We start from the raw sequence: 21,853 nt of genomic DNA on the forward strand, positions 1-21,853 counted from the left end.
GCCACAACCCGCGCCCGCCGCCGCTCCACCCCGGCGGCCGCCAACGCCCGGGGCAAGGCCGCCATCAGCACAGTGCTGTCCACCTGGGCGAAGGGGGGGCGCAGCAGGGAGCTGCCCCAACCGCCGCCGTGGAAACGCAGACCGCAGTCCCGCCAGCCGAGGGGTCCATGGCGGCTCTGCAGCTGTCGCCAGCGCTCAGGGGCCTGACGCAGCAACCGGCCAAGGGGACCCGGTGCCCCGGCCCACCAGGCCACCCCGCCATAGCTGAGGGCCGTGGCCGTGGCCTCCCCCGCATCGACCAGGGTCACGTCCAGGCCCCGCTCCACCAGCGCCAGGGCCAGCAGGCTTCCCGCCAGGCCGCCCCCCACGATGGCCAGCTGGCCAGGGCCAGTCATCCCTAGATCTGCAGGGTGAAGGAGCCGATCACGACGGCGAACAGATCCTTGACCTTGTTCCAGCGGGCTTCGTTGGTGCTGGCGGCGAAGGTGTAGAGACGGCCGCGATCCACCACCACGGTGGCCAGCTCGTGGCGGTCGCGGTCGGCAAGATGGACCGTGTACTCCAGGTCGTAGTAGGTGCGGCCACCCTGTTCGCGCTCGTGGGCTTCCACCAGTTCGGCGTCCCGGCCGCTGCCTTCCGGTGAGATGACGCTGCGGCGCAGAGTCTCGCCCACCTCGACGGCACTGCCCAGCTGGCTGAGATCCCGGTCGGGGGTGACCTCGGACACCACCAGGCTGAGGGTTTCGTCGCTGTTGATCAGGTCGTGGAAGACCACCTGGGGGCCATTGCTGACCTGCACCCGGGTCCAGCCGGTGGGGTAGAGGAAGGCATAGCGGCCATCCGGGCTCTGGAAGGAATTCAGGCCCGCGGCGGCGGCGCTGCAGCCCACCACCATCAGGCTCAGCAGCAGGGCCGCGACCAGGGACCCACCCCAGCGTGAGCGCCCGGTGACGGCGGGGGGAACGGGCGGGTGGGTGGCAGGGAAACCCATGGCACAAGGCGGGGCAGGGGAGCTGGCAAGAGCCGCTGCCATCCTCACCCGGCGCCCCGCCCCATGCGAGCGGGCCGCCTAGATTCGCCCCACCTGCAGCTGGTTCGCTGAGCGGTTTCACCCGACCCCTGGCCCGGCTGATCGATCAGTTCGAACGCCTGCCAGGCATCGGGCCCCGCACGGCCCAGCGGCTGGCCCTGCACCTGCTGCGCCAGCCGGAAGAGCAGATCCGCAGCTTCGCTGATGCCCTGCTGGCGGCCCGCAGCCAGGTGGGGCAATGCCGGCGCTGTTTCCATCTTTCGGCCGAGGAGTTCTGCGAGATCTGTCGCAACGAGGAACGGCGCAATGGCCAGATCTGTGTGGTGGCCGACTCCCGCGACCTGCTGGCGATGGAACGCAGCCGCGAATTCCGCGGGCACTACCACGTGCTTGGTGGGCTGATCTCGCCCATGGATGGGGTCGGTCCGGAACTGCTGCAGATCCAGCCGCTGGTGGAGCGCGTCGACCGGGAGGGAGTCATGGAGGTGATCCTGGCCCTCACCCCCAGCGTCGAGGGCGACACCACCAGCCTCTACCTGGCCCGCCTGCTCAAACCCTTCACCAGCGTCACGCGCATCGCCTACGGACTGCCGGTGGGGGGTGAGCTGGAGTATGCCGATGAGGTGACCCTCGCCCGGGCGTTCGAAGGACGACGCCGCATGGAATGACGCGCTCTCAGGACGGCCACCAGAGCCAGGCCTTCGATCTTTTGGCCAGCTTTCTTGAGACCACGACGGGCGCAACGGAGCGCCTGTCATGGCTGCCGACCGCAGGCACCCTGCCGCACTTCAGTCAGCGATGGGGAGGGCACAGCTACTTCACGGCCCTGACCAGCGCCCTGCGCAGCCTGGGCCAGGTCATCTTCATCAACAACCCGATCAGTGGTCTGCTGCTGTTGCTGGCGTTGCTGGGGCAATCACCCGCCATGGGACTGTTCTCGGCCCTGGGCGTCGCCACGGCAAACCTCACCGCCAAGACAATCGGCTGTGATCGGAGCGCACGGTGCAACGGCATCTATGGCTTCAATGGCGCCGTGGTGGGCAGTGCCGCCGCCGCCTTCCGGGCTCCCGGGCCCCTGGGGGCCTGGCTGGTGGTGGTGGCCATCGGGGCCGCCCTCACCACGCTGCTGCTCCACCACCTGGGCCGATGGCTGGTCCAGCGGCTCGGGGTGCCGCCCCTGACCCTGCCGTTCTGCCTGGTCACCTGGCTGATGCTCACCGTGGTGATGGCGCTCCACAATCCCGCCTTGGATGTGCTGCGGGGCGCCATCCCAGCGGCCCAGGGTCCCGGTCTCGCCGTCCTGCTGCTGGGGGTCGTGCGGGGCTTCGGCCAGGTGTTCCTCTGCCCGTCCCTGCTCAGCGGCTTGCTGGTGCTTGGGGCCGTTGCCGCCGGCAGCCCCCTGGCCGCCCTGATCGGCCTGGCCGGAGGGCTGGTCTCCAGCCTCAGCGCACTGGCCCTCGGTATGGCCCCAGGGGCCATCGCCCTTGGCCTGGGCAGCTATAACGGCGTCCTCACCGCCATCGCCATCGGCGGCACCTTCTATGCCAGCACCCGCGGAAGCGTTCTGATCGCCCTGATCGCCGGCGCGGGATCCAGCCTGGTGACCCCGGCCCTGGGCCCGGCGTTCGCCAGCGAAGGGCTTCCCCTGCTCACCCTGCCGTTCATCGTGGCCACCCTGGCCACCATCTTGACGGTGCGCCGGGCCCTTCCTTCCCTCCTGCCGGTCGCCCTGCATTCGGTGCTCACCCCCGAGGAGCACCGCCAACGGTTTGTTGTCGCGACATCGCTGCTCTCGGATTTTCGCCGCCAATTGCATCAGGCCCTGTCCGGGGAGCGCCAGGTGGCGCTGCTCCCCATGGCTGAGGTCTCCCAGCGCCAGCGGCTGCAGACCCTGTTCGCAGAACTCGACCGGGACGGCAGTGGCACTCTCAGCGTGGCGGAGCTGGCCGAAGGTCTCAGGCGGCACCAGCCCGAAACCAGGCGGGACGCCACCCCCAGGCCCCCGGAGAGGCTGCTGGAGGAAGTTTTGAAGGGAATGGATCTCGATGGCGATGGCCAGGTGGATCCCGAGGAATTCGCTGAACTGATGCTGCGGCTGCACCGCCTGCACGGCGGCTGCGAGCGGCTGCTCACCTACCTGCAGCCCGTGGATGCCGACGGCAATGACCGGTTGGAACCCGCCGAGCTCGACCGGCTGCTGAGCAGCGTCGGCCAACCCCGCCTGACGGCCCGGGAACGCCAGCACCTGTCGGCCCCGAAGGCCGTGGCCTGAGCTGGGGAAGCTTCATCGACCGACTGCTGCTGACCTGAGGACGCTCCCTCATCAGGCCGGATCGATGGCCGAGGCGATGACCCTATTGTCTGGATCCCCCGTCCTGGCGTGCCCTCCGGTGCACGGAGGGGTCGGTTGTCTTCTCAGCGATGCCAGCCACCAGCCGCTACAGCGCCATCCCCCCCACGGAGCGGCTGCCGGAGTGGATCCGTCGCCCCCTCGGTGCGGCCTCAGCCACCGAACGGGTCCAGGGTGTGGTCCGGGAGCAGCGACTGCACACCATCTGCGAGGAGGGGCGCTGTCCCAACCGGGGCGAGTGCTACGCCGCCGGCACGGCCACCTTCCTGCTGGGCGGGCCCATCTGCACCCGCAGCTGCGCCTTCTGCCAGGTGGACAAGGGCCGGGCACCGGTGCCCCTTGACGGCGGTGAAGCGGCGCGGGTGGCGGAGGCGGTGCAGGCGCTCAACCTGCGCTACGTGGTGCTCACCGCCGTGGCCCGCGACGACCTTGCCGACCACGGCGCCAGCCTGTTCACCGCCACCATCGCCGCGATCCGCCGCGGCGATCCAACGGTGATGATCGAGGTGCTCACCCCCGATTTCTGGGGGGGCCATGCCGACCCCGAAGCGGGCCGCCGGGCCCAGCGGCAACGGCTCGCCGCGGTGCTGGCCGCTACACCGGTGTGTTTCAACCACAACCTGGAGACGGTGGAGCGCCTCCAGGGCGAGGTGCGACGCGGGGCCACCTACCGCCGTTCCCTGGAGCTGCTGGCCGCAGCCCGGGAACTGGCGCCGCAGATTCCCACCAAATCAGGGCTGATGCTGGGGCTCGGTGAGACGGCCGCGGAAGTGGTGGCCACCCTGGAGCACCTGCGGGCCGCCGGCTGCCAGCGGCTCACCCTGGGTCAGTACCTCCGCCCCTCCCTGGCCCACATCCCCGTGGCCCGCTACTGGCGGCCGGAGGAGTTCGAGGAGCTGGGCGCCATCGCCCGGGGGATGGGATTTGATCAGGTGCGCAGCGGCCCGCTGGTGCGCAGCAGCTACCACGCCGCTGGGTCACCCACCCCGCCCCAGGACCGTCAGCGGCCGTAGGTGGCCGTGAAGGTGGCGGCTCCAAGGCTGTTGGCGTTCACCAGGAAACCTGCCAGAGCGGCGGTGGCACCCGCCGGCAGCGGGAGTTTCTCCACCTTGAGGGCATGCAGGCTGAAGATGTAGCGATGGGGCGGATCTCCCGCCGGCGGGCAGGGGCCTCCCCAGCCAGGAAGACCGTAATCCGTACCCACCTGACGAGCCCCGGGCGGCAGGGCCGAACCATCCGAGAGGCCGGCACCGGCCGGCAGGGAGAGCAGGCTGGCGGGCAGGTCGATCACCACCCAGTGCCACCAGCCACTGCCTCCGGTGGGGGCGTCGGGATCATGCACCAGCAGGGCGAAGCTGCGGGTCCCCGCCGGCGGGTGGCTCCAGCTCAGGGCCGGCGAAACATTGTCGCCGCTGCAACCGAAGCCGTTGAACACGTGGCGCAGGGGGATCGCGGCGCCGGCCGGAAGGTCGGAGCTGCGCAGGGTGAAATCGGCCGCTGAGGCACCCGGCACCGCCAGAAGCAGAGACAGGGCGACAAGGAAGGGGCGCATGGCCGTTCAAAGCCCAAAGCGGATCCAACCTATCGATCAGCGCCTTCGCTGAGGTGCGGTGCGCCTTCCTGACGGTCTCAGAGCCGCAGCAGAAAAGCGTCTCGACGGTGGAAATCGGGCTCCGTACCCGGATGGGTCAGGGCCCAGTAACTGAGCTGGCCGCTTCGATCCTCGATCACGCTGGTGATCCCCACCTGCAGGGGAACCTCCTCAGCGAGCTCCTGCGGCAGCGGCAGATCCAGGTCCAGCGTCAGCTCGCCTGCGTCGCGGATGACGCGATGCGGCGGCAGGTCGTAGCCGGGCTCGGGCCGCAGACCATCGCGGTAGTCCTCCAGCCGGTAGAGGTTCCAGTGGCCGGCCGGGGACAGGTTGAGCTCCCAGTAGGGCCGCTCCCCCTCAACACCCCAGAAGCACTCGAAGCAGGTGGTAGCCCAGAGGCCGTCCCGGCGCGCGGGTGCCGCCACCGCCGCCGGAAGATGGACCGATGCCATCGCCCCTGCCAGCCGAAAGCGAAGCAGGAGGCGCCGGCCCTCGCGGTTGATCTCACCCCCCAGCTGGAGGTCCGGCGACGCACGGCCACCATCAAAAGGGCACAACGTGAAGCGCTGGGGCACGAACGCGGCCATCAGCTGGCGCCGGCAAGGTCGGCCCTGAGCTCAGCGATCAGGTCCCGGATCTGCGTCTCCTGGGCCTCGATGCTTTCGGTGAGCCGGAATTGCACCAGAGCGCGCTGCAGGTTGTGGCCCGGTCGGTCCGTTCTGAAATAGACATTGCCCGCCAGATGATCGGTGAAGAAACGCAGGCCGAGCTCAAAACTGATCAGGCGCATCGCCACATAGAGGTGGTCGTAGTCGGCAGTGGTGAGAAACCCTGAGGCGGCGGCCAGATAGCCGCTGAGAACCTCCCGGCAGAGGTTGACATCAAACACGACGGCCTCCAGCTCCGCCGTTTCCTCCCCCAGGGGATTGCAGCAGGAGCGCAGACAATCACCGATGTCGTAGTGGATCAGTCCAGGCTTCACCGTATCGAGATCCACCAGGGCGCAGGCCCGGCCGGAGCAGACCTCCATCATCACGTTGTTGACCTTGGGGTCCCCGTGGATGGGGCGAAGGCGCAGCTGGCCGCTTGCCCTGGCCGTCTCCAGCACCGAAGCGACGTCCCGGCGCTCCTCCACGAAAGCCAGGCAGTGCAGCACCCCATGCCCCACAACGGACGGCGCCCTGGCCAGCACCGCGTCGTAGTGCTGCAGATAGCGGGGCGTGACGTGAAAACCCTCCAGGGTGTCGGCCAGTCCGGCCGTGGGCAGATCACTGATCAGGTGGTGGAAAACGCCCAGCCCGAAGCCCACCTCCCTGGCCTGCTCGGCACTGGCCACCACATCGAAGCTCCGGGAGGATTCGATGAAGCTGATCAGCCGCCAGAAGCCACCGTCCCGCTCCACCCAGGGGCGCCGCTCGGCGCCGCTCAGCAGCACCCGGGGATGCTCCCAACGGCGCTCACCCAGCAGATCACAGCCCTGGGTCAATCGCGCTTCGACATGCTCGGCGACGGCCATCATGTTGGCCATCACCAGTTCGGGCTGCGCAAACACCGCCCGGTTCAGGCGCTGGAGCACAAAGCGCTGCAACGGGGCCCCGTCGCAGACGACCAGGTAGCTGTCGTTGACATTGCCATTGCCCAGGGGCTCAAGGGCAAGGATCGGGCCCGGAAGTTCAAACGCCGCGGCGATGGCGGCCAGCTCGCCATTGGTGTCCCCCAGTGTCATGGCTGGCTGCGGCGGTGGCGTCGGGATGCTCGCATGCCGTCGTGGTGTCACCAATGCAGGCAGCTCGGTGCTGTCCGGACGGAGCAGAACCACAACGCCTTTCCAAGGAGATGGCAGGCTCACCTGCGAGGTGGCCCGTCTGATTCAGAGTCAGCCTTTGAAAAGGCCTGTGGTCATGGGACCACCTCGAGAGAGACCACCAAGGCCATGATGGGACCGATGGTTCTGATCAGTGAAGCGATCTCATCGGAACGGGCCTGTTCCATGGTTCGGCGGTCCAGACAGCCGTCCTCAGGCTCTCCCGATCATCGCGATTTGATCGACAGGACGTCACAACCACCACCCAGGTTCTCGAGGCGGCGCTGTCTTCAGGCTGGGCCAGCGGAGCAGCATCGTGATAGAAAGTTGAAGCTTGCCGCTGAGGCGGGCCTCATCTCAGGGATTCTGAGGTTCACCATGAATTATGACGTCGCCGTCCTCATCGGACGCTTCCAGCCCTTTCATGCAGGGCATTGTTCGTTGATCGCTTCAGCCCTCGACAGGGCCGACCGCCTGCTGCTGCTTCTGGGCAGCCATCGCTGCGCCCCCGACACCCGCAACCCCTGGAGCAGTGAGGAACGGGAGCGCATGATCCGCGCTGCCCTGCCAGCCGACTGGCAGCGCCGGCTGGAGGTGATCCCGATCCGCGATCACCTCTACTCCGACAATCTCTGGCTGGCGGAAGTGCAGCAGAAGGTGCTCGCCGCCACCGATGAAGAGGATCGGGTGCTGCTGGTCGGTCACCGAAAGGACCGCAGCAGTTACTACCTCGATCTCTTCCCCCAGTGGGACTTTCAGGACGTGCCCCTCAACAGCGACGTCCACTCCACGGCCATTCGCCAGGCCTACTTCTCCGGCGCCGATGACTCCCAGTGGGCCTCCCATGTGCCGGAGGCGGTGCGTGCTTTCCTGACGGACTACCGGGAGACAGGTCGCTATCGCTGGCTGCGCCAGGAAGCCGATTACATCGCCGGCTACCGCCAGCTCTGGTCGGTGGCGCCCTACCCCCCCACCTTCGTCACCACCGATGCCGTGGTGGTTCAGTCGGGCCACGTGCTCGTGGTGCGCCGCCGGGTGCGGCCCGGCCAGGGGCTGATCGCTCTCCCCGGGGGCTACCTCAACCAGCAGGAGATGGTGGTGGAGGGGATGCTGCGGGAGCTGCGCGAGGAGACGGGTCTGAAGGTGCCCAAACCAGTGCTGGAGGGGTCGATCGCCGACCGCCACGTCTTTGATGCTCCGGGTCGCTCCCAGCGCGGCCGGGTGATCACCCATGCCTTCCTGATCCAGCTCAAGGGGGGGGTCCTCCCCAGTGTGCGCGGCGGCGACGACGCCGAGAAAGCCTTCTGGATGCCCCTGGCCGACATCTATGCCCACGAAGACAGTTTCTTCGAGGACCACGTCCAGATCATTCAGCACTTCATCTCCCGGATCTGACCACACCGCCGCTGGCAAGGCGGCAGGCCCATCAACGCTTCAGGCCTGGGGAGACCGGGCCGGAGCCCTCCATCCACCCCGTGCGGAGCGCACACCATGGACGTCAATCTTCTGCTCGACACCGATAGCTACAAAGGCAGCCACTGGCTCCAGTACCCCCCCGATCTCACCGCGATGGGGGCCTACATGGAGAGCCGGGGCGGCGAGAACCCCGACACCCTGTTCTTCGGGTTGCAGATGCTGCTGCAGTCCACCCTGGCGCGGCCCGTCACCCAGGGGGATATCGAAGAGGCCGCCGACCTCTGGGCCGCCCACGGCCTGCCGTTCAACCGTGGGGGCTGGCAGCGTCTGGTCAGCGTTCATGGCGGTCGGCTGCCCCTGCGCATCCGGGCCGTTGCCGAGGGCAGCCGCGTGCCCACCGGCCATGTGCTGATGACGGTGGACTCCACCGATCCGGTCCTCGCCTGGCTGGTCACCTGGGTGGAGACCCTGCTGCTGCGCCTCTGGTACCCCACCACCGTGGCCACCCGCAGCTGGCACTTCCGCGAGCTCCTGCGGGTAGCCCTGGAGCGCTCCGCCGACGACCCGGCTGCCGAACTTCCCTTCCGCCTGCATGACTTCGGTTCCCGTGGCGTCTCCAGCCACGAGAGCGCCGCCATCGGCGGCCTGGCCCACCTGGTGGCCTTCCGCGGCACCGACACCGTCGCGGCTCTGGTGGCGGGCCGGCGGCACTACGACTGCCCGATGGCCGGCTTCTCGATACCCGCCGCCGAGCACTCCACGATCCTGGCCTGGGGGCAGGAGCACGAGCTGGAGGCCTACCGGACCATGCTCGACCGCTTCGCCAGGCCCGGTGCCGTACTGGCGGTGGTCTCCGATTCCTACGACCTCTGGAACGCCGTGGATCATCTCTGGGGCGAGCAGCTGCGGGAGCAGGTGATCGCCTCTGGCGCCACCGTGGTGATCCGGCCCGATTCGGGCGATCCGGTGGCGATCGTGCCGGAACTGCTGCGGCGCCTGGAGGCCCGCTTCGGCAGCCGGCTGAATGGCAAGGGCTACCGGGTGCTGGAGCATGTTCGGGTGATCCAGGGGGATGGCATCACCGCCACCAGCCTGCCCCTGGTGCTCGAAGCGATTCTGGCGGCCGGCTTCAGCGCCGAGAACGTGGCCTTCGGTATGGGTGGTGGCCTCCTGCAGCAGGTCAACCGGGACAGCCAGCGCTTCGCCTACAAGGTGTCCTGGGTGGAGCGGGCCGGCCGGATCCGGCCGGTGCACAAATGCCCGATCACCGATCCCGCCAAAACCAGCAAGGCCGGCGTGCTCGATCTGATCCAGGTCGATGGGCAGTACCGCACGGTGCAGCGGCAAGGCCTGGAGCCCCATCCGGCCAGCTGCCTCCAGACCGTGTTCGAGAACGGAACACTGGGGCGTCGCTGCAGCCTCGAGGAGGTGCGGGCCAGGGCGATGCAAGGCTGAGCGGCAGCCCCCCTGGGATCCCCACGCGTCCATGCCTGGTCTCCGGCTGCCATCCCTGCTGACCGTGCTCGGCCTGGGGCTTGGCCTGGCCGGGCCCTCCTGGGCCGCGCCGGCGTTCCAGGCCACGGTGCTCTCCATCGGCGACGGCGACACCCTGCAGGTGCGCAGCGGCCAGCAGCGGATCACGATCCGGCTGGCCTGCATCGACGCTCCCGAGATGGCACAGAGCCCCCACGGCCAGCAGGCGCGGCAGGCCCTGCAGCTGCGCCTGGCCATGGGGCGTCCGGTGACGATCCAGCCCCAGAGCATCGACCGGTATGGGCGAACGGTGGCTGAAGTGATCAGCGACACCAACATCAACCTGGCCCTGGTGGAGGACGGTCTGGCCTTCGCCTACCGCCGTTACTTGGGCACCTGCGACGCGGCGGCCTACCTGGAGGCCGAGCTGCGGGCCCGTCGCCATCGGCTCGGCGTCTGGCGGGTGCCAGGTGGCCTCACCCGGCCCTGGGACTTCCGGCGAGGTCGCCGTTCCGCCCGGATCCCCGATGGCACCACCTAGGGTCTAGAGGCCACTGGGTGGCTGGCCATGCTCCCTCCCAAGGCCACGGCCTGGCAGGCCCTTCCGGGGTCGGAATGCCTGCGTCAGCTCGGTGTCGGCGAAGCGGGCCTGAGCGAGGCCGCTGCCGCCGATCGCCTGGCCAGCGCGGGACCCAACCGGCTCGCCCTGCCGCCGGGCCCGGGCCGCTGGCGGATCCTGCTGGATCAATTCAGCAACGTGATGCTGGTCCTGCTGCTGGCGGTGGCGGCCGTGTCCGCCGCTCTGGCGCTGCTGGATCACGCCGTCCCCAAGGACGCGATCGCCATCCTGCTGATCGTGGCCCTCACGGCCCTGCTGGGCTACCTGCAGGAAAGTCAGGCGCTGCTGGCCCTGCGCAGCCTGCTGAACCTGGCCCAGCCCCTGGCCCGCGTCCGCCGGGATGGACTTTGGCAGCGCCTCCCCAGTGACCAGCTGGTACCGGGGGACCTGATCCGCCTGGAAAGCGGCGATCGGGTGCCCGCCGATGCCCGGCTGCTGGAGAGCAACGAACTGGGGCTGCAGGAGGCGGCCCTCACCGGCGAGGCCGAACTGGTGAGCAAGCGCCCCGAGCCGCCGCTGGCGGCGGGAACACCCTTGCTGGAGCGGAGCAACTGTCTGTTTTTGGGCAGCGAGGTGGGGCGGGGGCGGGGGCTGGCTGTGGTGACCGCCACAGGGATGGCCACCGTGCTGGGGGGCATCGCCACCCTGATCCAGACCGTCCGCCCCGAGCCGACGCCCCTGCAGAAGCGGTTGGCGGACCTCTCAGGCCAGCTGGTGACCTGGGCCCTGGTGCTGGTGGCAGCGGTGGTGCTGGGGGGCTGGCTGCTGGGTGGATCCCCCCTGGCTCTGCTGGAGCTGGCCCTCTCCACCGCCGTGGCGATCGTGCCGGAGGGACTGCCGGCCGTGATCACGGTGAGCCTGGCGATCGGCACCCGGCGAATGGTGCAGCGGGCCGCCCTGATCCGCCATCTGCCGGCGGTGGAGGCCCTGGGCGCCATCACCGTCATCTGCACCGACAAGACCGGCACCCTCACCCAGAACCGGCAGGTGGTGGTGGAGCTCCGCTGCGGCACCCAGGCCCTGAACCTCACCGCGAGCGGCTTCAGGATCCGGGAGCTGGTGCCTCCAGAGGGGCCCGGGACCGGCATCGCCCAGGGTCCATTGGACCTGCTTCTGCAGGCCGGCGCGCTCTGCAACGATGCCGAACCGGGGCCGCGGGGATGGACAGGAGACCCCACCGAGGTTGCCCTGATGGAGGCCGCCGCCACGGGGGGCCTGGATGGATCCGACCTGCGTGCGAAGCACAGGCGTACGGCGGAGATCCCCTTCCGCGCCGAGCGCCAGAGGATGGCGGTCTGGGTGAGCGACCCCGAGGCCAGCCTGGCGGCGCCCCTGGGTCCGGCGTCCTTCCGCTCCCCCACGGCAGAGGATTCCCAGCTGCTGATCGTCAAGGGAGCTCCGGAGGTGATCCTGCACGACTGCGGTCGCTGGCTGGATGGGGCCGGGGCACGGAGCCTCACACCAGCCCAGCAGGACTGGTGGCTGGCGGAAGCGCGCGGGCTGGCTTCGGCCGGCCTGCGGGTGCTGGCCTTCGCCTACAGCCCAGACCACCCAGGGCCAGACGCCGGACTGGGGGATCTGGTGCTGCTCGGCCTGATGGCGCAGCGCGATCCGCCCCGGCCGGAGGTGCCCGCTGCCGTGGCCCGCTGCCATGGGGCCGGCATCCGGCCGGTGATGGTCACCGGCGACCATCCCCTCACAGCGCACGCCATCAGCGCGGCCATCGGCCTGGCGGAACCGGGCAGCCCGATGGTTCAGGGTCCGGAGCTGGAGGGCCTCGACGACGCGGCACTTGAAGCGGTGGTGCGGCGGACCAGCCTGTTCGCTCGGGTGCTGCCAGAGCAGAAGCTGCGCATCGTGCGGGCGCTGCAGGCCACGGGTGCGGTGGTGGCCATGACCGGCGACGGTGTCAACGATGCCCCGGCCCTGCGCCAGGCCCACATCGGTGTGGCCATGGGCATCAGCGGCTCGGACGTGAGCCGGGAGGCCGCCGACGTGGTGTTGCTCGATGACAACTTCGCCTCGATCGTCAATGCCGTGGAAGAGGGGCGGCAGGTGTACGCCAACATCCGCCGTTTCGTGCGCTTCATCCTGGGCTGCAACCTGGGCGAACTGATCACCATCGGCTCGGCGCCGCTGCTGGGTCTGGCCCTGACGCCCCTCCAGATCCTCTGGATCAACCTGGTGACCGACGGCCTGCCGGCCCTGGCCCTGGCCCTGGGTCCACCCGGGGAGGATCTGATGCAGCAGCCGCCGATCGACCCCGGCGAGTCGATCTTCGCTCGCGGGCTGGGCAGCGCCATCCTGCGCATCGGGCTGGTGTTCGGGGCCCTGGTGGTGGCGCTGATGCTGGTGGCTTCCCGCCTCGGCCGTCCCTGGCAGACCATGGCCTTCACCACCCTCTGCATGGCCCAGCTGGGCCATGCCCTCTCGGCCGGCAGCGACCGGCCCTTGTGGCGCACCCCTCCCCTTTCTAACCCTTGGCTGCTGGGCGCGGTGCTGGCCACCGCCGCCCTGCAGCTGACGCTCCTCTACGTGGCGCCGATGGCCCGGTTCCTCGGGGTCACCGCCCTCTCTGCCATCGATCTGGCGGCCTGCGCAGGGGTGAGCCTGGCCTTCGTGGGCTACCTGGAGCTGGAGAAGTGGCTCGCCCAGGTTCTGCGCCATGCTGGCCATTCACCCCACCCCTCCACCGGCGCATGAGCCTCGATCAGGCGCGCTCCTTCCTGGCCCGGATGCAGGACGACGAGGCCCTGCGCGACCAAGTGCTGGCCGCCGCCACGGCCGACGACGTGGCTCAGATCGCCGCCGGCAAGGGCTTCGACTTTTCGGGTGATGAGCTGCTGCGGCTGTCGGGGAAGAAGGTCGGTCGGGTTACGGTGACCAAGCAGGACATCCCCGGGGAATACAACTGATCGGGGCTGGCTAGGCCACCGCCAGACGCCGCCACTGGCTGCGCAGCTGGGGTGGCACCGGCAGGGGCCGGTAGTCGCGCGGATCACTGGGGCCATGGCGCAGCACGGCGTTGACCACCAGGGCAGGGATCCGGCCCCTGTTGATGGCGCCATGGGGCACCCCGGGGGGAATGCGGACCCAGAGGCCTTCGTCCTCTCGCAGCGTGATGCGGCGTAGCTGGCGGTTCTGCAGCACCACCAGATCGATCGATCCGCGCAGCACGAGCAGCTGGTCGGTCTGGAAGCGGTGGCAGAAGAGTTCAAAGGAGTCGCCGCTGGCGATCTCGGCGATCAGGGTTTCGTCGCTGGCGCGGGGGGCGGAGAAAACCGCCTCGCCGTGCAGCGAACGCTCCATCGGAAGCAGTTCGACGTTGCGGGAGAGAGTCATGGCAATCGCAGCTAGTTGATTAACTTTCGCGACTGCTTTTCGGGGCGAGCGTCGTATCGGCTACCGACAGGTGGCGCTGTCAGGATTCACTGGCGCCGCCTGCATCAAGCCCTTCAGCGAAACGCCGGTTCACCTCGTTCCAGTTCACCAGCGACCACCAGGCGGCGATGTACTCCGGTCGGCGGTTCTGGTAGTTGAGGTAGTAAGCGTGCTCCCACACATCCAGACCCAGCAGGGGCACGCCCCGCTCGATGCCCGGCAGATCCATCAGCGGGTTGTCCTGGTTGGCGGTGCTGGTGATCGCCAGGCTGCCGTCGGGTCGCCGGATCAGCCAGGCCCAGCCCGAACCGAAGCGGTCGGCCGCCGCCTGGGCGAAGCGTTGCTGCAGCGCTTCGGGGGACTCGAAGGCCGTCGTGATCGCCGCCTGCAGCTGCGGCGATGGGGTTCCCCCTTGGCCGGGCGGTGCCATCACCCGCCAGAAGAGGGAGTGGTTGTAATGGCCGCCCCCGTTGTTGCGAACGGCGGCCGGGTACCGGGAGATTCGGCCCTGCAGCTCCTCCAGCGACAACCGCTCGAGCTCGGGATGGTCGGCGATCCGGGCATTGAGGTTGGCCACGTAGGCGCCGTGGTGGCGGTCGTGGTGAATCGTCATCGTGGTGGCATCGATCGACGGGGCCAACGCATCGACCGGGTAGGGCAACGGCGGCAGCACGAAGGCCGCCAGCGCCGGGCGTGCTCCGGCGGCCAACACCGCCAGGCCCACCAGTCCAGCGAGGCAACACGCCCTAAGGAATCGGAGCAACGACAGCGGAGCCATGCGCAGGGCAGAAAGAAACTGGTTCGTTTCTAAACGGCTCGGCCGGGAAAGGCCGAACGCCAGTCGAGCCAGGGCAGGCCGGGCAGGATCGCCGGAGTCGTAGCGCGATAGGCGTCGTACTGGGGATGGAGGTGGCAGAGGCCCAACTCCTCCCGGCGTGCCTTGAACCCCAGCACGACGACCAGCCCCAGCCACAGGGCCAGATGCAGCAGGCTGCCCAGTGCCACGGTGACGCCCAGCGAGCAGAGGATCACCGACTGGTACAGCGGATGGCGGCAGCGGGCGTAGGCGCCGGTGGTCACCAGAGCGGCCTCGGGCATCGGTTCAGGCAGAGGGCTGAGGCTGGCGCCCAGGTTCAGGGCGCCCTGGGCGGCCAGCACCAGACCGATGGCGAGCAACGCCAGACCCCCGAGCCGCAGCGCCAGCGGCCAGTGCAGACCCAGGGAGGCTGGGGAGGGGGTGGCCGGCAGCAGATGGGCCACGATCAGGGCCATCTGGGCGATCAACCACCATTCGCCACGGCGGTTGTCGCGCAGGCCTGCCCAGGAGAAACCCCAGGCAGTGAGCCGTGCGGCCAGGGCGTTCGGCATGGTGACCTCACAGTTCGGCATCCACCTCCATGGTGGGCCGGAATCACCGTCAGGCGCGCAGCAAGTCCTCCACCACAGGATCGAGAGCAGCCGGGTGGCGCAGCAGCTGCTGGTGGCTCCAGACCGGCAGCATCCGCCGCGGCCCGATCGGCAGCACCCCATGCCAGCCCGGTACCACCATCAGATCGAAAGCGGTGCCATAGCTGCAGCAGTCGATGTCCCGCAGGGTGGAGAGGTCGGCGTTGAGCTGGCGCAGCAAGGCGCTGCCCAGCTTGAGATCGGCGATGCCGGCCAGGGGCAGGCGGGGCCAGGGCTGGGCCGTCAGGGTGCCCTGCTGGGGGCTGCCGAGGCTGAGGAAGCGGCGGGTGCGGGCATGGCCGCCCATCTGTTGAATCCAGGTGCGGGCGATGACCCCCCCCATGGAAAAACCCAGGATGTCGATCGGCTCGCTCACGCCGAACGCCGCCTCAATGTGACCGGCGAGCCGCTGGGCCGAGATCTCGATCGGCGCGATCCCGAAGCGCAGCGGCAGCGCGGGCAGCAGCAGCGGGTCGCGCCTGCCGGCCAGGCGGTGCTGGAGCCGCTCGAACACCTGCGGAGTGTCGAACAGTCCGTGAACGAGGACCAGCGGAGGCCCCGCTGACCGCACACGACCTGTGGACATGGGGACAGACAAACTCCTCCAATCCTGCGTTGCGCCGGTGGGTGGCAGAAGCGGCCGAATCGTGGATAAGACTTTGTGGTTCCAGGCTGCCGTCTGGACGCGGCCTGGGAAAGGGTGTCAGGGGGCCGCCCTCAGGGGCTCCAGGCTGACGCAATCAGAAGGGGACTATCGACAGTGCGGCGGGAAAGAATTACTTCGGCTGGAGGGTGAAGGCGTCCTGGGGAGCAATCGTGGTGGTGGTGGCCTGGGAGGGCAGGGTGATGCCGGGGGAGGAGTCCGCTTTTGATTCGGGGAAAGGAATCACCAGCATCGAAACCAGAAAGGCTGTGCCGCTGATCGCGGCCACCGCCAGCTGGGCAACCGGGCTTACAGGATCCATGGCCGTCGTTTCACTGCTCCTTAAGAGTACACCAAGTCATCGCTCATGGCTAAGGCCGCCGATGCAGTGCTGCTGCAGCCACGCCGCGAGCGGCCAGGACGGTCAGGATTCAAACGCTGACAGGGCTTTGGGGGGTTGACGATCCCCGACATCAGCCCCCGGCCCGCCCTCAAGTACCTCCCTGGCCACCGTTCTGACCGCAGATAAGCTGAAAGTGAGAGGAAAACTTGGATGAGCCGCCCCAGATGAACCGCTACGACGCGCTGGCGGAACGGTGGCGGCTCCAGAGCAGCAGGACCGACGAGCTCCAAGACTCCCTCCGCAGCCACTCCTATGTGTTGCTCACCGAGCTGGCGACGGAGTTGGGGGTGGAGGCAAAAACCTGGAAGGAGCAGAAGAACCCCTTCCACCGCCGCTATGTGGAGTACCGGCTCTCGCCCTTCCCCGGCTCCGAAGGTGAGACGCGGATCGACCGGTACACCCCCAGGGGCGAACTGGAATTCGCCATCGTCGTCACCTTCGACCACGGCGAGGACCAGTTCCCGAAAACCCGCTTCCTTCTGCCCCTTGCCACCCGCATGTACCGGCAGCATCCCCAGTTCTGCCTGTGGGACCCCCTTCAGGCCGCACCCCTGGAGGGCTTTCTCTGGGTGGCCACCCGAGCGGCCGTGATCCAGGACATCTTCAGCCTGCTCGATCGGGAACTGGCGATCGATCCCTTTGAGGGGCCGCCGACATCACCCAGGCTCGGTTGTCTCTGATCGGATCAGACAACCCCAGGCCGTTCAGGCCAGAACCGGAAAGCATCCCCGCAGGCCACTGACGAGCATCTGGACGGCAATGGCACTCAGCAGCAGACCCATCAGCCGGCTGATCACCTTCTCCTGCCATTCCCCGAGGGCCTGGCGCAGGGGCATCGAAGCGATCAACAACACGTAGATGACGATGGCCAGCAGGCCGATCACGGCGCTCAGGGCCGCCTTGCCCTGCCAGGCCGACGGGGCATCGGCCACCACCAGGGAAATGGCGCCGGGGCCCGCCAGCAGGGGCAGGCCGATCGGCACCACGCCGGCGCTGTCTTCGGTGCCGTCCAGCGAACCATGGCTCACTTCGCGCCCATCGATCAGGCGCAGGCCGATGGGCAGCAGGATCAGCCCGCCGGCCACCCGGAACGCCTCCAGGGTGATGCCGAACAGGTCGAGCAGGGCCTGACCCCACCAGCAGGCGGCGATCAGGGCACTCAGGAAAGTGAGCACCGCCAGTCGGCTGATCCGGCGGATCCGCACGGGATTGCCGCCGCCGGCCTCCACCACCACCGGCAGCAGACCGATCGGCGAACTGATCGCCAGCAGACCGACCGCCGTATTGATCAGAGACATGACAGCCCCGGGAACGCCGGGAGATCGGTGACCATCATCGGAGCAGTGGGCCCATGGCACACCCTTGCCCCGTGGCCGCTGGCCGCCTCAGGATCACCCCATCGCCGTAGCGCCGATCGCCGCCGACCACCCCAACCCCAGGCTGCCGAAGCTGCTGGGCCGGCTTTCGAGCCGGCCGCGGCTGCTGATCGGTGCTGGCGCCGGCCTGATGCTCATCGGCCTGGCGGCCTGGCTGTCGATGGGCCGCTCCAGCGCCGGAGCCCTGCGGCTGAGCGGCCGGATCGAGGGCTACGAAACGGATGTGGGCGCCAAGGTCGGCGGCCGGGTGGAGGAGGTGACCGTCCGCGAGGGGAACGCTGTTGTTCCGGGCCAGCTGCTGGTGCGGCTCGACGATGAGGAGGTCCAGGCCCAGCTGCGGGCGGCCCAGGCCCGGGTGGCCGTCGCCCGCCAGCGGGAGCTGGACGCCCGCTCCCAGATCCAGGTGGCCCAGAGCCGGATCGACGAATCCCGCCTCAACAGGTCCCAGGCCGAGCAGGACAACCGGGGCCGGCTGCTGCAGGCCCAGGCCAATCTGGCCACGGCCGAGGCGCGACTGGAGGAGGGGCAGGCCCGGCTGCGGCTGGCCCGGGTCACGGCCGGGCGCACCGAGCGGCTCACCCTGGAAGGGGCCACCTCGCGGCAGACCCTCGACCAGGACCGCACGGCCTACGAAAGCGCCGCGGCCACGGTCAAAGCCCTGGGCCGGGAGGTGGAAGCGGCCCGGGGCGCCCTGACCCTGGCCCGGACCAGCACCTTCAACCCCGCGATCCGGAGTGCCCAGCTCGAAGCCCTGCGGCGGCAGCTCGAGCAAGCCCGTGCCCAGCTCAAAGCCAGCGCCGCCGAGGTCCGCGCCGCCCAGGCGGACGCGCAGCAGATCCGCGTGCAGCGGGCCTACCTCACCGTGAAGGCGCCGATCCGCGGCGTGGTGATCAGCCGCAGCGTCGAGCCTGGGGCCGTGGTCAGCAACGGACGCACCCTGCTCACCCTGCTCGATCCGGCCACGGTGTATCTGCGGGGCTTCATCCCCGAGGGGGACATCGGCCGGGTGCGCACCGGGCAGGAGGCCCGGGTCTTCCTCGATTCCGCTCCCGATCGGCCCCTGGTCGCCAAGGTGGCCGAGATCGATGCCCAGGCCTCCTTCACCCCGGAGAACATCTACTTCCAGAAGGACCGGGTGCGGCAGGTGTTCGGCGTGAAGCTGGCCATCACCGCTCCGGGCGGCTACGCCAAACCCGGAATGCCCGCCGATGCCGAGATCATCACCCGCTGAACCCGGCCAAGAGCCGGCGGCCAGGGGCGGTGCCACCGCACTGCAGGACGTCGTGCTGCAGGTGCAGGGGCTGCGCAGGAGCTATGGGGCCCTGGAGGCTGTGCGGGGCCTCGACTTCCAGGTGGAAGCGGGCGAGATCTTCGGCCTGATCGGCGCCGACGGCGCCGGCAAGACCAGCACCTTCCACGTCCTGGCCGGACTGCTGAACCCCACGGCGGGCACGGTGCGGGTGCTTGGGCTGCCGCCCCGACAGGCCCGTTCCAGGGTGGGCTATCTCACCCAGACCTTCTCCCTCTACCCCGATCTGAGCGTGGTGGAAAACCTCTGCTACGTGGCGGGTCTGCGGCAGGTGGCCAGCGGCGACTTCCAGGAACGACGGCAGCGGCTTCTGCCGCTGATGGGGCTCGGCCCCTTCGGCGACCGGCTGGCCGGCCAGCTCTCCGGCGGCATGAAACAGAAGCTGGCCCTCTGCTGCGCCCTGATCGACCGCCCGGAGCTGCTGCTGCTGGACGAACCCACCACCGGGGTGGATCCGGTGTCCCGCCGCGAATTCTGGGACGTGCTGGCCCAGCTGGCCAGCGAGGGCGTCACCATCCTGGTGGCCACCCCCTATCTGGACGAGGCGGAGCGCTGCCATCGCATCGCCCTGATCCACGAGGGCCGGATCCGCCGGCGCGGCACGCCCCTGGAACTGAAACAGAGCCTGGGCCTCACGCGCCTGGAGCTGCGCTGCGGGGAGCGGATCCGGGCCGAGGCCCTGCTCGAGCAAGCCGCCGGCCGGGACACGGTCGTCGACGTGCAGACCTTCGGCGACCGGCTGGATGTGCTGGTGAGCGACGCCGAGCGCGGGGCGCAGGAGGTGCGGGAACTGTTCCAGCGCCAGGACCTGGCCCTGCAGGACCTGCAGGTCACCACCCCGACCCTCGAGAACGTCTTCGTCACCCTGCTGCGGCAGGAGGGGGGCCAACCCCTGCCCCTCTCCTTTCCCGGCGGCGGTGAGCGGCAGCGGCGGGACGGTCCCGCCATCGCCGCCCGGGCGCTCTCCCGCAACTTCGGCAGCTTCCAGGCCGTGCGCCAGGTGGATCTGGAGGTGCGCTACGGCGAGATCTTCGGCCTGCTGGGGGCCAACGGCGCCGGCAAGACCACCACCATCAAGATGCTCTGCGGCCTGCTGGAGCCGAGCACCGGCCAGGTGTCGCTGGCGGGGGAGACCAGCCGGCTGCGCAGCCGCGAGCTGCTGGGGCGGATCGGCTACATGAGCCAGAAGTTCACCCTCTACGACGATCTCTCGATCCGCCAGAACCTGGCCTTCTACGCCGGGGTCTACGAGATTCCCCGCGCCCTGCGCCGCCAGCGGATCGACTGGGTCCTGGCCAGCTGCGGCCTGGAGGGGCAGGGCGACATGGCCACCGGCCAGCTGCCGGGGGGCTGGAAGCAGCGGGTGGCCTTCGGCGCTGCGGTGCTGCACGATCCGGAGGTGCTGTTCCTCGATGAGCCCACCTCCGGCGTCGACCCGATGGCACGGCGGCAGTTCTGGCGCCTGATCAACGACTTCGCCCGTGCCGGCACCGCCATCCTGGTGACCACCCACTACCTGGAGGAGGCGGAGCAGTGCAACCGGCTCTGCTTCCTGGTGGCCGGCCAGAGCGTGATCGAGGGCACCCCCACCGCAGTGAAGGAGGCCCAGCCGGGCCGGTTGTACGAGCTGCTGGTGCCGCCCGGGAGCACCCAGCGGGCGGCTGATCTGCTGCGGGGCCGCTGGCCATCCTGGCGGGTGAGCATCTTCGCCGACCGGCTCCATCTGGTGATGGAGGATGGCGACCGGGAGCTGGGGGAGGTGCGGCAGCGGCTGGCCGCCGCCGGCATCCCGATCCAGGCCCTGCGGGCGACTCCCTTTTCGCTCGAGGATGCCTTCATCGGCACCGTGCAACGGGCCGCTGAGGCCGGGTCGGTGGCGGCGACCAGCCCATGAGGAGCCGTGTCCGGGCCCAGTGCATCAAGGAACTGCTGCAGTTCCGCCGTGACCGGCTCACCCTCGGCCTGGCCTTCCTGCTGCCGCTGCTGAGCCTGCTCATCCTCGGCTTCGCCATCCGCCTGGAAACCAAGCACATCCCGATCGTGGTGCAGGACCTGGACCGCAGCCACCTCAGCTACGCCTTCACGGACCGTCTCTTCGCCACCGACCAGTTCCACCCCAGCCGCTGGCGGGGCACCGATCCGGTGGCCGCGATCGATCGGGGCAGCGCCAGGGCGGCGGTGATCATCCCGCCGGATTTCAGCCGCCGCCTCAAGGCTGGCAAGCCGTCCACCGTCCAGGTGCTGGTGGACGGCACCGACGCCAACAACGCCCGGGTGATCCGCAACAGCCTCCAGGCCACCACGGAGTTCTTCCTGCGCGATCAGGACCTGATCGACGCCAGCCAGCCGGTGCGGGCCCGCACCCGGCTGTGGTTCAACCCCGGCCGCAAGGAATCCCTCTACATCGTCCCTGGCGTCTACGCGGTGGTGCTGTGGATCTTCCCGTCCCTGCTGGCGGCGATCGCCATGGTGCGGGAGAAGGAGAAGCAGACGATCCTGCAGGTCTATGCCTCCGGCATCGGCCCCGGCGAACTGCTGCTGGGCAAGGGGCTGGCCTACCTGCTGGTGGGGGGCGCCATGGCCCTGGTGGTGATGGGCCTGGGCAGCCTCATCTTCGGGGTCGGCTTCGCAGGCGATCCGACTCCCCTGCTGGTCGGCACCACGCTCTACCTGGCCTCGGCGGTCTCCTTCGGCCTGCTGCTGGGGGCGCGCAGCGCCACCCAGAACGCGGCGGTTCAGGGGGTCTCCCTGATCGGCTTCCTCACCGCCCTGCTGCTGTCGGGCTTCATCTACCCGGTCAGCAACATCCCCTTCCCCCTGTCGCTGGTGTCGGCCATCGTGCCGGCCCGCTACTTCATCGTGATCAGCCGCGATGCCTACGTGCGCGGCACCGGCTGGCCGGGCGTGGCCTTCGACGTGCTGGTGGTGCTGGTGAGCGCTGTGGTCCTGTTCGTCGCCGCCCTCCGTTCCCTCGGCGCCATGCAGCTGGATGCAGGAGCCGGCCGATGAAGC

General features: G+C 69.2%; 23 protein-coding genes. 12 read left to right on the forward strand and 11 right to left on the reverse strand.

The genetic code is table 11. The features are described 5' to 3' along the window. Nucleotides 1-395, reverse strand: a 395-nt coding sequence (locus tag VB739_RS08410; protein ID WP_323356648.1) for an FAD-dependent oxidoreductase, incomplete at its 3' end; no start/stop codon positions are given. Between the two features lie 2 nt (nucleotides 396-397). Beyond that, nucleotides 398-991 carry a photosystem II reaction center PsbP gene (gene psbP, locus VB739_RS08415; RefSeq protein ID WP_323356649.1) on the reverse strand — a complete coding sequence of 198 codons (594 nt, stop codon included), beginning with the start codon at nucleotides 989-991 and terminating at the stop codon, nucleotides 398-400. A 137-nt stretch (nucleotides 992-1,128) separates the two neighbouring features. Here psbP and recR point away from each other — a divergent pair, with 137 nt between their 5' ends. The 3 genes from recR (at nucleotide 1,129) to lipA (ending at nucleotide 4,393) form a co-directional block, all read left to right on the forward strand. Then, nucleotides 1,129-1,698: a recombination mediator RecR gene (gene recR / locus VB739_RS08420; RefSeq protein WP_416233313.1), complete on the forward strand. Its 570-nt coding sequence runs from the start codon at nucleotides 1,129-1,131 to the stop codon at nucleotides 1,696-1,698. Next, nucleotides 1,695-3,302: an urea transporter gene (locus VB739_RS08425; protein ID WP_323356650.1), complete on the forward strand. Its 1,608-nt coding sequence runs from the start codon at nucleotides 1,695-1,697 to the stop codon at nucleotides 3,300-3,302. The genes recR and VB739_RS08425 overlap by 4 nt, the downstream gene beginning before the upstream one ends. A 149-nt stretch (nucleotides 3,303-3,451) precedes the next feature. Continuing rightward, nucleotides 3,452-4,393 carry a lipoyl synthase gene (lipA, locus tag VB739_RS08430; protein ID WP_323356651.1) on the forward strand — a complete coding sequence of 314 codons (942 nt, stop codon included), beginning with the start codon at nucleotides 3,452-3,454 and terminating at the stop codon, nucleotides 4,391-4,393. Here lipA and VB739_RS08435 read toward each other — a convergent pair. From VB739_RS08435 to VB739_RS08445, 3 genes are all read right to left on the reverse strand, one after another. Then, nucleotides 4,381-4,932 (reverse strand): YbhB/YbcL family Raf kinase inhibitor-like protein, encoded by a 552-nt coding sequence (locus tag VB739_RS08435; RefSeq protein ID WP_323356652.1) that lies wholly within the window; start codon nucleotides 4,930-4,932, stop codon nucleotides 4,381-4,383. The two genes, lipA and VB739_RS08435, sit on opposite strands and share 13 nt — an antisense overlap. A gap of 77 nt (nucleotides 4,933-5,009) precedes the next feature. After that, entirely contained in the window at nucleotides 5,010-5,558 is a 549-nt protein-coding gene (locus tag VB739_RS08440; RefSeq protein ID WP_323356653.1) for a DOMON-like domain-containing protein, read from the reverse strand. Then, nucleotides 5,558-6,697 (reverse strand): aminoglycoside phosphotransferase family protein, encoded by a 1,140-nt coding sequence (locus VB739_RS08445; protein ID WP_323356654.1) that lies wholly within the window; start codon nucleotides 6,695-6,697, stop codon nucleotides 5,558-5,560. The genes VB739_RS08440 and VB739_RS08445 overlap by 1 nt, the downstream gene beginning before the upstream one ends. Before the next feature lie 456 nt (nucleotides 6,698-7,153). On the opposite strand from VB739_RS08445, the gene VB739_RS08450 reads away from it, so the two are divergent. The 5 genes from VB739_RS08450 (at nucleotide 7,154) to VB739_RS08470 (ending at nucleotide 13,198) form a co-directional block, all read left to right on the forward strand. Then, nucleotides 7,154-8,170 carry a bifunctional nicotinamide-nucleotide adenylyltransferase/Nudix hydroxylase gene (locus VB739_RS08450; protein WP_323356655.1) on the forward strand — a complete coding sequence of 339 codons (1,017 nt, stop codon included), beginning with the start codon at nucleotides 7,154-7,156 and terminating at the stop codon, nucleotides 8,168-8,170. A 96-nt stretch (nucleotides 8,171-8,266) separates the two neighbouring features. Further along, entirely contained in the window at nucleotides 8,267-9,646 is a 1,380-nt protein-coding gene (locus VB739_RS08455; protein WP_323356656.1) for a nicotinate phosphoribosyltransferase, read from the forward strand. 31 nt (nucleotides 9,647-9,677) lie between these two features. Continuing rightward, nucleotides 9,678-10,205 carry a thermonuclease family protein gene (locus tag VB739_RS08460; RefSeq protein WP_323356657.1) on the forward strand — a complete coding sequence of 176 codons (528 nt, stop codon included), beginning with the start codon at nucleotides 9,678-9,680 and terminating at the stop codon, nucleotides 10,203-10,205. 27 nt (nucleotides 10,206-10,232) lie between these two features. Further along, nucleotides 10,233-12,986: a cation-transporting P-type ATPase gene (locus VB739_RS08465; RefSeq protein WP_323356658.1), complete on the forward strand. Its 2,754-nt coding sequence runs from the start codon at nucleotides 10,233-10,235 to the stop codon at nucleotides 12,984-12,986. Further along, nucleotides 12,983-13,198: a Nif11-like leader peptide family natural product precursor gene (locus VB739_RS08470; protein WP_323356659.1), complete on the forward strand. Its 216-nt coding sequence runs from the start codon at nucleotides 12,983-12,985 to the stop codon at nucleotides 13,196-13,198. Before VB739_RS08465 ends, VB739_RS08470 begins: the two co-directional genes overlap by 4 nt. A gap of 10 nt (nucleotides 13,199-13,208) precedes the next feature. On the opposite strand, the gene VB739_RS08475 is transcribed toward VB739_RS08470, so the two are convergent. The 5 genes from VB739_RS08475 to VB739_RS08495 form a co-directional block, all read right to left on the reverse strand. Then, nucleotides 13,209-13,625, reverse strand: a complete 417-nt coding sequence (locus VB739_RS08475) for a cupin domain-containing protein (RefSeq protein WP_323356660.1) — start codon at nucleotides 13,623-13,625, stop codon at nucleotides 13,209-13,211. Between the two features lie 79 nt (nucleotides 13,626-13,704). Next, nucleotides 13,705-14,442, reverse strand: a complete 738-nt coding sequence (locus tag VB739_RS08480; protein WP_323356661.1) for a superoxide dismutase — start codon at nucleotides 14,440-14,442, stop codon at nucleotides 13,705-13,707. Nucleotides 14,443-14,471: 29 nt separating this feature from the next. Beyond that, a complete protein-coding gene (locus VB739_RS08485) occupies nucleotides 14,472-15,032 on the reverse strand; it encodes a methyltransferase family protein (RefSeq protein ID WP_323356662.1) in 561 nt (186 codons plus the stop codon). Between the two features lie 49 nt (nucleotides 15,033-15,081). Beyond that, a complete protein-coding gene (locus VB739_RS08490; RefSeq protein WP_323356663.1) occupies nucleotides 15,082-15,696 on the reverse strand; it encodes an alpha/beta hydrolase in 615 nt (204 codons plus the stop codon). 190 nt (nucleotides 15,697-15,886) lie between these two features. Further along, nucleotides 15,887-16,075 carry a hypothetical protein gene (locus VB739_RS08495; RefSeq protein ID WP_323356664.1) on the reverse strand — a complete coding sequence of 63 codons (189 nt, stop codon included), beginning with the start codon at nucleotides 16,073-16,075 and terminating at the stop codon, nucleotides 15,887-15,889. A 227-nt stretch (nucleotides 16,076-16,302) separates the two neighbouring features. Between VB739_RS08495 and VB739_RS08500 the strand changes: the two genes are divergently transcribed. After that, nucleotides 16,303-16,836, forward strand: a complete 534-nt coding sequence (locus tag VB739_RS08500) for a hypothetical protein (protein WP_323356665.1) — start codon at nucleotides 16,303-16,305, stop codon at nucleotides 16,834-16,836. 24 nt (nucleotides 16,837-16,860) lie between these two features. Here VB739_RS08500 and VB739_RS08505 read toward each other — a convergent pair whose 3' ends face one another. Next, a complete protein-coding gene (locus VB739_RS08505) occupies nucleotides 16,861-17,454 on the reverse strand; it encodes a MarC family protein (RefSeq protein ID WP_323356666.1) in 594 nt (197 codons plus the stop codon). 64 nt (nucleotides 17,455-17,518) lie between these two features. Here VB739_RS08505 and VB739_RS08510 point away from each other — a divergent pair, with 64 nt between their 5' ends. The 3 genes from VB739_RS08510 to VB739_RS08520 are packed head-to-tail and all read left to right on the forward strand — an operon-like array spanning nucleotide 17,519 to nucleotide 21,850. Next, a complete protein-coding gene (locus VB739_RS08510) occupies nucleotides 17,519-18,763 on the forward strand; it encodes an HlyD family secretion protein (protein WP_323356667.1) in 1,245 nt (414 codons plus the stop codon). Next, nucleotides 18,741-20,735, forward strand: a complete 1,995-nt coding sequence (locus VB739_RS08515; RefSeq protein ID WP_323356668.1) for an ATP-binding cassette domain-containing protein — start codon at nucleotides 18,741-18,743, stop codon at nucleotides 20,733-20,735. The genes VB739_RS08510 and VB739_RS08515 overlap by 23 nt, the downstream gene beginning before the upstream one ends. Then, nucleotides 20,732-21,850 (forward strand): ABC transporter permease, encoded by a 1,119-nt coding sequence (locus tag VB739_RS08520; RefSeq protein WP_323356669.1) that lies wholly within the window; start codon nucleotides 20,732-20,734, stop codon nucleotides 21,848-21,850. The genes VB739_RS08515 and VB739_RS08520 overlap by 4 nt, the downstream gene beginning before the upstream one ends. Nucleotides 21,851-21,853 lie beyond the last annotated feature (3 nt).

Origin of the sequence: Cyanobium gracile UHCC 0281, assembly GCF_034931305.1 — a bacterium.
GTDB lineage: Bacteria > Cyanobacteriota > Cyanobacteriia > PCC-6307 > Cyanobiaceae > Cyanobium > Cyanobium gracile_A.